Raw genomic sequence first — 14007 nt, 5'->3', positions numbered from 1 at the left:
CTTTTTTTACTAAAACTGACAAGATCTTGGGTGTTGATTACTTATTCTGTTCAAAAATGTTCGATTTTGGCTCATTTTGAGGGTTTTTTAAACATCATGAAATCATCCTTAAAGCGCTGAATACCAGTAAAAAAATCTGATAAATTTTTTGATAAATATTGGCTTGGATCAAACTTTTGGCTACTTTTAAGTTAAAGTGGGAAAAAGTGGGGGAAAGTGGTAGAATGTGAAAAGCATTTTATTACTTTTGTCTTTACTACAAACTCGTCTTAAAGCGCTAAGAAGAAATGTTCAACAGTCAATATGAATGTAAGCTGGATCCGAAAGGTCGTCTGGTCTTGCCCTCCAAGATTAAAGGGGCGATTCCGGAGGCTAACGGTACTACGCTCATGCTTCGCATGGCTGAAGACAAATGTCTTGCACTTTATCCAATGGTCGAGTTCAAAAAATTGGAGAACCAGATCAAAGCATTATCCATCAACAATCCTGAGCAGCGTAAGCTTCAAAGGACATTTTTCATCACAAGTGTGGAAGTGGAACTGGATAATGCCGGTAGACTTTTGATCCCCAAGCTTTACCAAACCTATGCTGGGTTAGAGAAAGATGTGGTAGTCGTAGGGATGGGTAGCAGGATTGAAATCTGGAATCCACAAAATTATCTGAATAATATCATCGAAGATCCGGCGGACTTGTCCAGCCTGATGGAAAAGTATCTCTCCTGAAGCTATGACTGAGTCTGTGTACCATATTCCAGTGATGCTCGCCCAATGCACTGAAGGCTTGGCTATTGACCCCAACGGCATCTATGTAGATGTGACTTTTGGAGGCGGTGGTCATTCCAGAGAAATTCTCAAGCATTTGGACAAAGGTCATTTGTATGGTTTCGATCAAGATCAGGATGCTGAAGCGAATATTCCGGCTGACCCTAAGTTTACTTTCGTTCAGGCCAACTTCAGAGATATCAAAAAATACCTTCGCCTATATGGGGTGAAGAAAGTAGATGGAATCCTCGCTGACCTCGGAATCTCTTCTCATCAAATCGATGAACCTAGTCGCGGGTTTTCTACCCGATTCAAAGGTGACTTGGATATGAGGATGAATCAGTCAGCGCCACTGTCTGCTAAAGAAGTGCTGAATACTTATGATGAAAGCAAGCTCCATAAGATTTTCGGAATCTACGGAGAGGTGAAAAATGCAAAAACCCTTGCTCAGGCAGTAGTAGCTGAAAGAGCTCAGCAAGCATTTGAAACGACGGAAGGCTTCACAGCTTTTCTCAAAAAATATGCGCCTCGAGGAAAGGAATTCAAATATTTTGCTCAGGTATTTCAGGCTTTGAGAATTGAAGTGAATGATGAGATGGGGGCCTTGGAAGAGATGCTGATGAGCGCGGTTGAGCTGTTGAAGCCGGAGGGTCGATTGGTGGTAATGAGTTACCACAGCCTGGAGGATAGGTTAGTTAAAAACCTGATCCAAAAGGGAAAATTTCAGGGTGAGTTGGAAAAGGACTTTTATGGAAATCCCATGAGGCCTTTGGAGCCGGTGAGCAGAGGAGCAGTAGTAGCTGATGAAAAGGAAATAGCAGCTAACCCAAGAGCTAGAAGTGCGAAGCTCAGGGTAGCTAAAAAGACAGGGAAATGAGTCAGAACACCTTTAGAAAGAAGTTGAAGTCTGGAAATAAGCCGAAGTCATCCGGCTCAGGAAAGACTATTTTCTCCTGGATAGAGGAAAAGCTGGATGTGACAAAAATTCTTGGAGAAGGAGTTCCGGTACAGCTGGTTCCTCCTGTAGGATTTATTGTGATGCTGGCACTTATATATATATGGAGTAATCACCGGGCTGAAAATATGGTCCGGAAAATAGAAAAAGCACAGCAGGAAGTGGAGGACCTGAGAGCAGATGTCACAACGCTTGAGGCGGAATACATGCTCAGTTCCATGCAATCAGAGCTGGCTAAAAAAGTAGAGTCTCAAGGTATAATTGAATTAGAACAACCTCCTATCAAAATAGAAGTCAAGAAGTGAATATCAAGCGATCCATAGTGCTAAGAGTGAGGGTGGTTTTCATCCTGATTGCGCTTGCGACAGCAGCGATACCGCTTCGTATTGCCAAAATTCAGTTTGAGGAAGGAGATAAATGGAGAGAAAAGGCAGAGACTATCAATTTTCAGTACAGAGAAGTACCGGCAACAAGAGGGAATATTTATGCAGGCGATGGCAGTCTTTTGGCTACTAGCCTACCGTTTTATAGAGTTGCCATGGATCCGACTATTGCCAAGTCAGACCGCTACAATGCGGGAATCGATTCTTTGGCCAAAATGCTTTCAGCTTTTTATAAAGACAGATCTGCAACTGCATATAAGCGCATGATCACGGATGCCCGTAGGGACAATAAAAGATACCTGGTCTTGAATCGAAAGCAGATAGGATATCAGGATATGCAAAAAATGTCCAACTGGCCGATTTTCCGTGATGGGCGATTAGGCGGCGGCGTATTGTTTGAAAAAGTAGAAAAGAGATACAGACCATTCAATGCATTGGCCAGCAGAACTGTCGGCTTTTTGAATGAAAATGAATACGGGGCTGGAATCGAATACAGCTTTAACGAGTATTTGAAAGGCCAGGACGGAAAAGCATTGTTTCAGCGGTTGGCTGGTGGCAGTTGGAAGCCTGTTTTTGACGCAGAAGATATCAAGCCTGAAGATGGGTATGATGTGATTACCACTTTGGATGTCAATATTCAGGATGTGGCCGAAACTGCTTTGCTAAAGCAACTTGTAGAAAGGGAAGCGGCTTTTGGATCCGTGATTGTCATGGAAGTGAAAACTGGGCAAATCAAAGCAATTGCCAATCTTCAAAGAAACAAAAACGGCAAAGGCTACGGAGAAAACTACAACTTCGCCATAGGAGATCAAGGCAATACCGAGCCGGGATCTACTTTCAAGCTGCTTTCCATGCTGGCACTTTTGGAAGAAAATAAAGTGAGCTTGAATCAATCTATAGAGACTGGAAATGGTGCTCATAGATTTTATGACCGAACCATGCGAGATGCAAAAAATGGAGGGTTCGGAACTATTACTGTTCGTGAGGCTTTTGAGAAATCTTCTAATGTGGCTATCTCCAAATTAGTGGATATGCACTTTGGATCCAGTCCTTCCAAATTTTTATCCTATGTGGAAAAGGTTGGAATCAATCAGCCTTTTGGTTTCCAGTTGGCAGGGGAAGGCAAGCCTTATTTTAAAAAGCCTGGAAGCAAACAGTGGTACGGAACTTCTCTTCCTTGGATTTCTATCGGATATGAGATAAAGCTTAACCCTCTTCATACGCTTGCTTTATATAATGCGGTGGCGAATGGTGGCGAAATGGTCAAGCCTTATATCGTGCAGGCAGTGATCAAAGGAAATAGAATTGAAAAAGAATATCAGCCGGAAGTGCTTCGGAAAAGAATTGCATCTGAAAAAACCATCAAGCAACTGCAAGAGCTTTTGCAGGGAGTAGTGGAAAACGGAACAGCTAAGAATATTTCCAATGCCGATTACAAAATAGCAGGTAAGACGGGTACCGCTCAGAAATTAATCAACGGTCGCTATACCCAGAAATACTACACCAGCTTTGCAGGATATTTCCCGGCAGAAAAGCCAAAGTACTCCATGATTGTAGTAATCGATAGCCCAAATGGATTTGCAGCTTACGGGGGAGATGTTTCAGCACCGGTTTTTAAAGAAATAGCAGACAGGATTTATGCTTTGGATATAGAGTTGAATCCAACGGGGCCTTCTCAAATATTACGTGCCGAAGCCTCTACTTCCACTTTGCCATTTGTAAAAGCAGGAAAAGCAGAGGAAGTGCATCAGATCTTGGAGCAATTGGGAGTAAAAGCTAATGCTGTTCAGGCTGATGATTGGGTAAAAGTAGTCGCTCAGGATAATAGAGTAGGCTGGAAAATTAATGATACCGAAAAGGCAATGGTCCCTGATGTTTCAGGTCTGTCCTTGAGGGATGCCCTTTTCATTTTGGAAAACAAGGGTTTGAAAGTGAATTACAGCGGAAAAGGCTTGGTACAAGAGCAATCTCTGGAACCAGGAACCAAGCTTCTACCGAATACAACCATAAATCTGGTGTTGGGATGAAGAAAGTGCTAAAAGACATATTATATAAAGTATCATTGATCGCCACTACCGGAGATATGGAAGTGAAGGTTAAGGATATTGTCTTTGATAGTAGAAAAGTAAGTTCAGGTTCGGCCTTTGTAGCTATTGCCGGAACTCAAGTAGATGGACATGAGTACATCAATGCTGCTCTTGAAAAAGGGGCAAAGGTCATTGTTTGTGAAAATCTTCCGGAAAATCTTTCAGAGGGAATTACCTGGGTTCAGGTTCAGAATTCTGCGAAAGCTCTGGGGATCATGGCCTCTAATTTTTATGACAATCCTTCTCATCAGATTAAGGTAGTTGCGATTACCGGAACCAATGGGAAAACCACCACGGCAACCCTTTTGCATCAGCTATTTATTTCAATGGGATATAGCACTGGCTTATTATCCACTGTTGAAAATAAGATCAACGAGGATGTTATTCCTGCAACCCACACCACACCGGATGCAGTCAGTGTGCAGGCTTTGCTTCGCAAAATGGCTAATGCCGGTTGTACCCATTGCTTTATGGAAGCCAGCTCTCATGCTATTGTTCAGGAAAGAATTGCAGGATTGAAGCTAATTGGTGCAGTATTTACCAATATCAGCCACGATCATTTGGATTACCATAAAACCTTTGACGAATACATCAAAGCCAAGAAAAAGCTTTTCGATGATTTGCCAAAGGATGCTTTTGCACTTGTCAACAGTGACGATAAAAGAGGTATGGTGATGCTTCAAAACTGCAAAGCAACGCATCAAACTTTTGCTTTGAAGTCTGATGCCGATTTCAAGGCAAAAATCATTTCCAACACGCTGGAAGGCCTGGAATTAGACATCAATGGGAAACAGGTTTGGTTCCGATTGATTGGGGCTTTCAATGCTTATAACCTTTTGGGTGTACTTGGAACAGCTGTATTACTAGGAGAGGATGAGGATGAAGTGATGACTTCATTGTCGGCTATTAAGGGAGCCAAAGGCAGGTTTGATCAGATTTCCATAGCGGGAATTACAGCGATTGTAGACTATGCGCATACTCCGGATGCTTTGGAAAATGTACTCAAAACTATCAATGGAGTGAGAGGCGGAGGTGAGCAGTTGATCACTGTGGTAGGCTGTGGAGGCAATCGTGACACAACCAAAAGACCTGTGATGGCAAAAATTGCTGTTCAGGAGAGTGATAAAGTGATTTTGACTTCGGATAATCCCCGATTTGAAGAGCCAGAGGCGATTTTGAAAGATATGCAAGCGGGAATTGGTCCTACTGATTTACGAAAAACTTTGACCATCACAGACAGAAGAGAAGCTATCCGGACGGCTTGCATGCTATCCAAGTCAGGCGATATCATTCTGATTGCTGGGAAAGGACATGAGGATTACCAGGAAATTCAAGGTGTGAAGCACCATTTTGATGATAAAGAGGTGGTAAGTGAAATCTTAAATGAACTGAAACAAAACTAAGATGCTATATCCCATTTTTGATTATTTAGATAAGGTTTTGGACATTCCTGGAGCAGGGGTGTTTCGCTATATCTCTTTCCGTGCTGGGATGGCGGCAGTTCTTTCATTGATTATTACCATCACCTTTGGACATAAAATCATTGCTTGGATTAGAAATAAGCAGATCGGTGAAACCGTAAGAGATTTAGGTCTTGAGGGACAAACTCAAAAGAAAGGGACTCCAACAATGGGAGGGCTGATGATGATAGCAGCGATTTTAATCCCAACTCTATTATTTGGTGACTTAGACAATATTTACATCCTCCTTCTTCTTATCACAACTGTGTGGCTGGGAGGAATTGGCTTTTTGGATGATTACATCAAAGTATTTAGGAAAAACAAAGAAGGACTAGCCGGAAGATTTAAAATCATAGGTCAGATAGGCATTGGGATTATCGTGGGGGCTACACTTTACTTCCATGAGGATGTGGTAATTAGGGAGTTTCAAAATCCTGTTTCTATTGAAGAAGGAATCGTAGAGACCCCTGCTTATCAGGATATTAAAATTGCAAAAACAACCATTCCGTTTGTCAAGAACAATGAATTAAACTATGAATCAATCTTAGGATTCTTGGGTGAGTCCATGACTCCGGTTTTATACATTTTAGTAGTGATATTCATTATCACTGCTGTGTCCAATGGCGCAAATATTACCGATGGAATAGATGGTCTGGCAGCAGGGACTTCTGCCATTATTGGGTTAACGATTGCAATTTTTGCCTATTTAAGTGGTAATGCAATTTTTTCCCAATACCTGAATATCATGTACATCCCAAACTCAGGAGAGTTGGTGATTTTCGCCTCAGCTTTTATAGGAGCTTGTGTTGGTTTCCTTTGGTACAATGCTTATCCAGCTCAGGTTTTTATGGGAGATACAGGCTCACTGATGCTGGGTGGAGTGATTGCAGTTTTGGCATTGACACTCAGAAAGGAACTTCTGATTCCTATTATGTGCGGGATTTTTCTAGTGGAGAATCTGAGCGTAATGATTCAAGTCAGCTATTTCAAATACACAAAGAGAAAATATGGAGAAGGAAGACGCATATTCTTAATGTCTCCTTTGCATCATCATTATCAAAAGAAAAGTATTCCAGAAGCCAAAATTGTAACCCGTTTTTGGATTGTGGGAATCTTGTTGGCAGTCATCACTTTGGCAACTTTAAAATTGAGATAAGTAAATGAAACGCGTAGCCATCATAGGAGCAGGAGAAAGCGGATTGGGAGCAGCGATGCTAGCCAAGCTGGTAGGCTATGCTGTTTTTGTAAGTGATGCGGGTCCAATTTCTGCAGAAAGAAAAGCCACGCTGGAATCCCATGAGATAGAATTTGAGGAAAACACACATAGTGAAGAGAGAATTCTTCATTGCGATTTACTGATAAAAAGCCCGGGTATTTCGGAGAAAACGCCATTGATTCAAAAGGCTACTTCCGAAGGCATAGCAGTGATTGATGAATTGGAATTTGCGCATCATTTCACTCAAGGAAAAGTAATTGCCATCACTGGAACCAATGGGAAAACCACTACAACCTTGCTCACTTATCACTTGATGAGGTCTGCTGGATTAGATGTTGGTCTTGCGGGAAATGTTGGCAAAAGTTGGGCTGGACAATTGGTAGAAAGAGATCATGAATGGTGGGTACTGGAATGCAGTAGCTTTCAGATCGATGGAATGCTTAGCATCCGGCCTAAAGTAGCCATGCTGACCAATATCACTCCTGATCATTTGGACAGGTACGATTATGATGTGAATAAATACATCGCTTCTAAAATGGGGCTTTTCAAAAATATGAAAACGGAGGATTTTGCTGTTTTCTATCAAGAAGATATGCTAAGTCAGCAAGGAGTAGCTTCCAAAAAAATCAAGGCTTTGCACATTCCAGTTTCTCTCGAGAGTGAGCCTGAAATGGGAGCTTTCTTGGCCAATGAAAACTTGGAGCTTAAAGTGAAAGGCCGCTCATACACTATTCCCACAGACATTCTTCCAATTAAAGGAAAGCATAATATTCTCAATGCACTTTTTGCCTGCACTGCTGCCACCATAGCTGGAGTAAGTCAGGAGGATTTAATCAAAGGTTTGAAGACATTTCAGAATGCTCCCCATAGAATGGAGCCTGTTGGAAAGATTGAAGGAGTGCAGTTCATCAATGACAGCAAAGGGACCAATGTGGAAGCTACATATTATGCTTTAGGAAGCTTTCAAAATCCTTTGATCTGGATTGCTGGGGGAGTGGATAAAGGGAATGATTATTCAGTATTGCTTCCATTAGTGGAAGGAAAAGTAAAGACTTTGATCTGCTTGGGTAAGGACAATGAAAAGTTGAAAAAGGCTTTTCAAAATACTATTCCAAGTATTCGGGAGACTGAGGATATCAAAGAAGCTGTGAGCTGGGGTTTGGAATTAGGCGAAAGCGGGGATATAGTTCTCCTTTCTCCTGCCTGTGCCAGTTTTGACTTATTCAAAAATTACGAGGATCGCGGTAATCAATTCAGACAGGCGGTTCAAAAATTAAATGAAAAAGAAAGCGCATGAGTCAGTTTAAGACATGGATAGATGAGCATTTCAGAGGTGACCCAATCATCTGGGGTATCGTGATATTGCTTTCTCTTTTCAGTATCCTGGTAGTGTACTCTGCTACTGGTTCTCTTGCCTATAAATATGCTGGAGGCAATACTGAATTGTATCTTATCAGACACTCAACGCTTGTTTTTGTATCACTTTTAGTGATGTGGTTAGCCCATAAGGTTCCTTATAAGAACTATGCCTTGTATGCTCGTTTGGCCATGTATTTATCCATGCCATTATTGCTAATCACTTATTTATTTGGGTCTAATATCAATGAAGCCAATAGATGGTTGACCATTCCGGTGATTAATCAGGCATTCCAACCTTCTGATCTGGCAAAATTGGCTCTGATAGCTGCTTTGGCGGCTATGCTTGCCAAGCGTCAGAATAACATCAAAGATTTCAAAAGCACCTTCCTTCCTATCATAATTGCCATAGGCCTAATCTGTTTACTGATAGCCTTGGCTAATATGTCTACAGCAATTTTGCTTTTGGCAACCTGTCTGTTGATCATGTTTATCGGAAGAGTTCCAGTAAAGTACCTACTCATAGTGATAATGGTGGGGATTTTGGGCTTGACTTCAGCAGTATTTCTAGGGCAAAGAGGTGATACTTTCGTGGCTAGGATTGAAGCTTTCATGGATGAAAGTGAAGTGCCTTTCCAAGCTGAGCAATCCTATATCGCTATTGCAACGGGCGGAGTAACAGGAAAAGGACCAGGAAATTCTGAGCAGAGAAATTCTCTCCCACACCCATATTCAGATTTTATTTACGCCATCATTATCGAGGAATACGGATTGGTAGGAGGCGTTTCTGTATTGTTCCTCTATCTCGCTTTACTCTATAGAGGCATGCGAATCGTCTCGAACTCCAATAAGGCCTTTGGAGGTCTACTTTCTGCTGGTTTGAGCTTTGCCTTGGTAATTCAGGCTTTAGTCAATATGGCGGTAGCTGTAGGCTTGGGGCCGATTACGGGTTTGCCCCTTCCTTTATTGAGCATGGGGGGTACTTCCTTGGTATTTACAGGGATTTCCTTGGGTATTATTCTCAGCGTATCGAGAGGGGATCATCAGGATGAAATTCAGACGGGTTCTGCGATGAACCGACCAAAACTTAAAACTGCCTTATCATAGAAACTACAAAAACATATCGCATACTCATTAGTGGAGGAGGAACCGGAGGACATATCTATCCGGCCATCGCTATTGCTAATGCCTGGGTGGAAAGACATCCGGACAGTGAGGTGCTTTTTGTAGGTGCATTAGGTAAAATGGAAATGCAGAAAATTCCTGAGGCAGGCTATAGGATTGTTGGGCTTCCGGTGGCTGGGCTTCAGAGAAGCTTGAGCTTATCCAATTTGAAGTTCCCTTTCAAATTATTGAAAAGCCTATCCAAAGCTTTTGGAATAGTCAAAGAATTTAAGCCACAAGTAGTGGTAGGTGTAGGAGGATATGCCAGCGGACCTGTGTTGTATGCAGCCCAAAGCAAGAAAATTCCAACTCTAGTTCAAGAGCAGAATTCATATGCTGGCCTTACCAATAAAATATTGGCGAAAAGAGCACAAAAAATCTGCGTGGCTTATCCTGATATGGGGCAGTTTTTTCCGGAAGAAAAAATTGTCTATTCCGGCAACCCTGTTCGAAAAGATATTTTGAATCTAGCAGGCAAAAGGGAAAAAGCCATGGCTCATTTTGGTTTGAAATCTGACTTGAAAACTGTCCTGGTACTAGGTGGGTCTCTTGGAGCGAGAACTTTAAATCTGGGAATGCTGGAGGACATGAAAGCCTTTGACCAAGATGGATATCAGGTCCTGTGGCAATCCGGCAAATTCTATTTCAAGGATATGTTGGCAGCAACAGAGAAGGCTCAACTGAAAAATATCCATTTGAGAGAATTCATTAGAGAAATGGACTTGGCCTATGCAGCTGCAGATCTAATCATCTCGAGAGCTGGAGCCTTGTCGGTATCCGAACTTTCATTGGTTGGAAAACCTGTGATTTTCATCCCTTCTCCTAATGTGGCTGAAGATCACCAAACGAAAAATGCCATGGCCTTTGTCATTAATAATGCAGCGGTGATGCTGAAAGACAGGGAGGCAGTCGGTCAATTGAAAAAGAAAACAGATGAAGTCTTAGGGAATCCTGAGATGGTCAAATCCTTAGGGGAAAATATAAAAAAGTTAGCCAAGCCCTTCGCGGCTGAAACTATTGTCAATGAAATGGAACAACTGATCGCATGAGTTTCAAGGGAAAAAATAGCGTCTACTTCCTCGGGATTGGCGGCATAGGCATGAGTGCTTTGGCCCGCTGGTTTCAGCATGAAGGCTATTTTGTAGCGGGTTATGATAAAACCCCTTCTCCTTTGACTGAGGAATTGGTCAAAGAGGGGATTGCTATATCCTTTGTGGACTCTGACCAGCATATTCCTGAAAATATATTATCTGATAAATCCAAGGTTTTGGTTATCTGGACTCCGGCGATTCCTAAGAACTCTTCCTTATTGGAGTTTTTTACCTCTCAGGGTTTTGAGATGAAAAAGAGATCCGAGGTATTGGGAGTATTGACCTCATCGCATAGAAGTATCGCAGTAGCCGGTACTCATGGTAAGACCACAACTTCCTCTTTGATTGCTCATATGTTGAAAACCGCAGGAAAACCTGTGGCAGCATTCTTAGGAGGGATTACTCAGAATTATCAAAGCAATCTGATTCTGAATGATCAAAAAGGTGAGCCAATCATGGTAGTTGAGGCAGATGAGTTTGATAGGTCATTTTTGAGATTGCACCCTAATGAGGCGGTAATTACCAGTGCTGATCCAGATCACTTGGATATTTACGGTGATGAGGCCACCATCCTGGATGGATTCCGACAGTTTGTGGGCTTGCTGGATAAGAAAGGGAAGCTATACATACAAATCAATGCGGCTTATAGGTTGGGAGAAGACTCACTTCCTTTAGAAAAAACCAGATTTTATGGTCTGAGATCAGAAGGAATCCGAGCTGAAAATATCAAAGCAATGCCCGGCTCATTTGTCTTTGATTATGTCGACGGTGACAAAGAAATAAAAGGGCTGGAATTATTTATTCCTGGCTTTCATAATGTAGAAAATGCCTTGGCAGCCATTGCCGTATGTCTGGATCATCAGGTTACGGAAGAGCAGGTTCGAAAAGGAATCAGCTCATTCAAAGGCGTGAAGAGAAGATTTGAAATACATGTCAATGAAGGAGGCTTGGTATTTATAGATGATTATGCGCACCATCCGGAGGAAATCAGAGCTTGTTTGAGCTCGGTGATTGCCATGTTCCCCGGAAAAAAGGTGACCGTGGTTTTTCAACCTCATCTATACACAAGAACCCGCGATTTTGCTCCTGGATTTTCAGAAAGCCTATCACTAGCAGACGAAGTGATCTTACTGGATATCTATCCTGCCAGAGAGTTGCCAATTGAAGGAGTTAATTCTGAAATGCTTTTAGAAGGTATTCAGTCCCAGAAAAAGCAAGTTTTAGCGAAGACTGATTTGACAGCATATTTAAGGTCAACCAATCCTGAAGTGCTGGTAACATTAGGTGCTGGAGATATAGATCGTTTAGTGCCTGAAATTGCGAATTGGACCCGTTCGCGCTTAAATAGTTCTGAATCATGAAAAATACAGGACTGAGGAAATCATTGGTATTTATTCTACTCAGCTTAGTGCTGGTAGGATTCATAGGTTTTGTGGAAAAGCAAAGTCTATACAAGACATTCCAGGGAAGTGAAGTCAAAATAGGGGGAGTCAGTGGATTGTATTTCGTGGAAGAATCTGAAATACGACAAATTATCAGTGAGTCTTTTCCGGAGCTGAAGGTGGGCATGATGATAGAAGAGGTTCCATTGAAGGAAATTGAAAAAAGGATAGAAGGACATCCATTTGTGAAATCTGTGCAAGCTACGATTGGACAAAAGGGAATTTTAAATCTGGAAATTCATCAACATCAGCCCATTGCAAGAATAGCAAGACCTACGGCAGCAGATGGCTACATCACGGTGGAAGGTCTGATTATCCCAACTTCTCCAACTTACACCAGTAGAGTGTTGATTTTGGAGGGCAAGCATGCTGAAAAATTGATGAATAAAGGAGATGTCAATTCTGAAATGCCAGAGTTGATGGATCTAATCCGGTATATAGCGGCAGACAAATTCTGGTCCGCACAAATCACTGAGTTGGAAGTCAATTCTCCAACAGATATCAGAATGTATCAACAAGTAGGAAGTCAGATTATTGAATTTGGAGATGCTTTCAATCTCCAGGATAAGTTTGACAGAATTAAGATTTTCTACAAAGAAATATTACCCAGAAAAGGCTGGGATACCTATAGCAGGGTGAGTGTAAAATTTAAGGATCAAATTGTTTGTGAATAATAGCTTGGATATGGAAAACGAAAAACTAATCGTCGGACTCGACATAGGTACAACGAAAATTTGTGCCATTGTGGGTCGCAAGAATGAATATGGAAAACTCGAAGTCCTAGGCATGGGCAAGGCTGTGTCAGATGGGGTAGATCGAGGTGTCGTCACCAATATTGACAAGACTGTTCATGCGATCCAAAAAGCTGTAGAAGAAGCTTCTGAAATGGCTGATGTTGAAATCGGCGAGGTAATCGTGGGAATTGCCGGACAACATATTCAGAGCAAAATTCAAAGTGGAAGCATCATGCGTCCGCCTACAGAGGATGAAATTACCATAGAAGATGTGCGCAGGCTTTCTTCAGAAATGGAAAATATTCTGGTTCCTCCGGGAAATAGAATTATTCACGTCATGCCTCAGGATTATACGGTGGATTATGAAGGGGGGATAAAGGATCCGGTGGGTATGTCCGGAACAAGACTGGAAGCAGATTTTCACATCATCACTGCCCAGACTACAGCTATCAATAATATCAACCGATGTGTAAGGAGAGCGGATTTAACTTCCAAGCAGTTAATTCTTGAGCCATTGGCGAGCTCACTTTCAGTCTTGAGTGATGAAGAGAAAGAGGCTGGTGTCTGCTTAGTGGACATCGGTGGTGGAACTACAGATATTGCCATTTTCTACGAAAATATTATCCGTCATACAGCGGTGATTCCTTTAGGTGGAAACATTATTACAAAGGATATCAAAGAGGGATGTATGGTGATGCACAATCAGGCAGAACTATTAAAAACACGATTTGGAAAAGCGATCGCAGAAGAGGCGAATCCAAATGAAATTGTGTCTATCCCAGGCTTGAGAAATAGACCTCCAAAAGAGATTTCTATCCGTAATCTGGCCTCAATTATTCAGGCTCGAATGGAAGAGATCATCGAGATCGTCCAAAATGAAATTATGCAGAGCGGCCATTATAAGAAATTGGCTGGAGGAATTGTGATCACCGGTGGTGGTTCTCAATTGCAGTTTATCTCTCAGCTATTCGAATACATGACTGGACTGGATACCAGAATTGGATATCCAAATGAGCACTTGGGCAAGTCAGTAATTGAAGAAGTGAAAAGTCCCATGTTTGCTACTTCAGTAGGACTTGTATTAGCAGGTTTCAAGGCCTTGGATGATCGTGAGGAGAATTATAACAAGCGCCTGGCTAATGCAGGTGTTCAGCCCAAGGCTATTAAAAAAGACTTTAATCCAAAAGATATTTTCCGAAACATCGGAGATAAGCTCAAGAGCATTATTCACGATGATATAGGAGACGACGGTAATTACTAGGGCTTATGATTGGGGGGAGATAAGCGGTCCTGCTGCTTATTTCCCTATTTCCTAACCCTATCAAATTGAAAATAACTAATTCACCAATTAATAATAT

Annotated in this window: 12 protein-coding genes; all 12 read left to right on the top strand. The window is 41.9% G+C overall.

Annotation, left to right across the window (positions count from 1 at the left end):
- Positions 1-287: 287 nt before the first annotated feature.
- Genes mraZ through ftsA form a run of 12 tightly spaced genes read left to right on the top strand, consistent with a single transcriptional unit; the run spans position 288 to position 13910 of the window.
- Positions 288-722, top strand: a complete 435-nt coding sequence (gene mraZ / locus BM073_RS04705; protein WP_091651160.1) for a division/cell wall cluster transcriptional repressor MraZ — start codon at positions 288-290, stop codon at positions 720-722.
- A gap of 4 nt (positions 723-726) precedes the next feature.
- Positions 727-1638 carry a 16S rRNA (cytosine(1402)-N(4))-methyltransferase RsmH gene (rsmH, locus tag BM073_RS04700; protein WP_091651158.1) on the top strand — a complete coding sequence of 304 codons (912 nt, stop codon included), beginning with the start codon at positions 727-729 and terminating at the stop codon, positions 1636-1638.
- A complete protein-coding gene (locus BM073_RS04695; RefSeq protein ID WP_091651155.1) occupies positions 1635-2021 on the top strand; it encodes an FtsL-like putative cell division protein in 387 nt (128 codons plus the stop codon). The genes rsmH and BM073_RS04695 overlap by 4 nt, the downstream gene beginning before the upstream one ends.
- The gene (locus tag BM073_RS04690) at positions 2018-4126 is read left to right on the top strand and encodes a PASTA domain-containing penicillin-binding protein (protein WP_091651153.1); all 2109 of its coding nucleotides are present in this window, start codon (positions 2018-2020) and stop codon (positions 4124-4126) included. The genes BM073_RS04695 and BM073_RS04690 overlap by 4 nt, the downstream gene beginning before the upstream one ends.
- Entirely contained in the window at positions 4123-5589 is a 1467-nt protein-coding gene (locus tag BM073_RS04685) for a UDP-N-acetylmuramoyl-L-alanyl-D-glutamate--2,6-diaminopimelate ligase (RefSeq protein WP_091651151.1), read from the top strand. Before BM073_RS04690 ends, BM073_RS04685 begins: the two co-directional genes overlap by 4 nt.
- A gap of 1 nt (position 5590) precedes the next feature.
- The gene (gene mraY / locus BM073_RS04680; RefSeq protein ID WP_091651148.1) at positions 5591-6802 is read left to right on the top strand and encodes a phospho-N-acetylmuramoyl-pentapeptide-transferase; all 1212 of its coding nucleotides are present in this window, start codon (positions 5591-5593) and stop codon (positions 6800-6802) included.
- 4 nt (positions 6803-6806) lie between these two features.
- Positions 6807-8159, top strand: a complete 1353-nt coding sequence (murD, locus tag BM073_RS04675; protein WP_091651146.1) for a UDP-N-acetylmuramoyl-L-alanine--D-glutamate ligase — start codon at positions 6807-6809, stop codon at positions 8157-8159.
- Positions 8156-9325 (top strand): FtsW/RodA/SpoVE family cell cycle protein, encoded by a 1170-nt coding sequence (locus BM073_RS04670; protein ID WP_091651145.1) that lies wholly within the window; start codon positions 8156-8158, stop codon positions 9323-9325. Before murD ends, BM073_RS04670 begins: the two co-directional genes overlap by 4 nt.
- Complete coding sequence (murG, locus tag BM073_RS04665; RefSeq protein WP_407639968.1) at positions 9322-10431, top strand: undecaprenyldiphospho-muramoylpentapeptide beta-N-acetylglucosaminyltransferase; 1110 nt, start codon at positions 9322-9324, stop codon at positions 10429-10431. The genes BM073_RS04670 and murG overlap by 4 nt, the downstream gene beginning before the upstream one ends.
- Positions 10428-11834, top strand: coding sequence for a UDP-N-acetylmuramate--L-alanine ligase (gene murC / locus BM073_RS04660; RefSeq protein WP_091651137.1), 1407 nt, complete (start codon positions 10428-10430; stop codon positions 11832-11834). Before murG ends, murC begins: the two co-directional genes overlap by 4 nt.
- Entirely contained in the window at positions 11831-12589 is a 759-nt protein-coding gene (locus BM073_RS04655; RefSeq protein WP_091651134.1) for a cell division protein FtsQ/DivIB, read from the top strand. Before murC ends, BM073_RS04655 begins: the two co-directional genes overlap by 4 nt.
- A gap of 10 nt (positions 12590-12599) precedes the next feature.
- Positions 12600-13910 (top strand): cell division protein FtsA, encoded by a 1311-nt coding sequence (ftsA, locus tag BM073_RS04650; RefSeq protein WP_091651994.1) that lies wholly within the window; start codon positions 12600-12602, stop codon positions 13908-13910.
- Positions 13911-14007: the final 97 nt, after the last annotated feature.

Origin of the sequence: Algoriphagus ornithinivorans, from assembly GCF_900115305.1 — a bacterium.
Classification (GTDB): domain Bacteria; phylum Bacteroidota; class Bacteroidia; order Cytophagales; family Cyclobacteriaceae; genus Algoriphagus; species Algoriphagus ornithinivorans.
The sequence above is the reverse complement of the archived record's forward strand: the minus strand, read 5'-3'. Positions and strand labels throughout refer to the sequence as shown.

What these genes read in the sequence shown, in the direction of transcription:
- mraZ (WP_091651160.1), top strand. Translation starts at nt 288, where the DNA reads ATGTTCAACAGTCAATATGAATGTAAGCTGGATCCGAAAGGTCGTCTG.
- rsmH (WP_091651158.1), top strand. Translation starts at nt 727, where the DNA reads ATGACTGAGTCTGTGTACCATATTCCAGTGATGCTCGCCCAATGCACT.
- BM073_RS04695 (WP_091651155.1), top strand. Translation starts at nt 1,635, where the DNA reads ATGAGTCAGAACACCTTTAGAAAGAAGTTGAAGTCTGGAAATAAGCCG.
- BM073_RS04685 (WP_091651151.1), top strand. Translation starts at nt 4,123, where the DNA reads ATGAAGAAAGTGCTAAAAGACATATTATATAAAGTATCATTGATCGCC.
- mraY (WP_091651148.1), top strand. Translation starts at nt 5,591, where the DNA reads ATGCTATATCCCATTTTTGATTATTTAGATAAGGTTTTGGACATTCCT.
- murD (WP_091651146.1), top strand. Translation starts at nt 6,807, where the DNA reads ATGAAACGCGTAGCCATCATAGGAGCAGGAGAAAGCGGATTGGGAGCA.
- BM073_RS04670 (WP_091651145.1), top strand. Translation starts at nt 8,156, where the DNA reads ATGAGTCAGTTTAAGACATGGATAGATGAGCATTTCAGAGGTGACCCA.
- murC (WP_091651137.1), top strand. Translation starts at nt 10,428, where the DNA reads ATGAGTTTCAAGGGAAAAAATAGCGTCTACTTCCTCGGGATTGGCGGC.
- BM073_RS04655 (WP_091651134.1), top strand. Translation starts at nt 11,831, where the DNA reads ATGAAAAATACAGGACTGAGGAAATCATTGGTATTTATTCTACTCAGC.
- ftsA (WP_091651994.1), top strand. Translation starts at nt 12,600, where the DNA reads ATGGAAAACGAAAAACTAATCGTCGGACTCGACATAGGTACAACGAAA.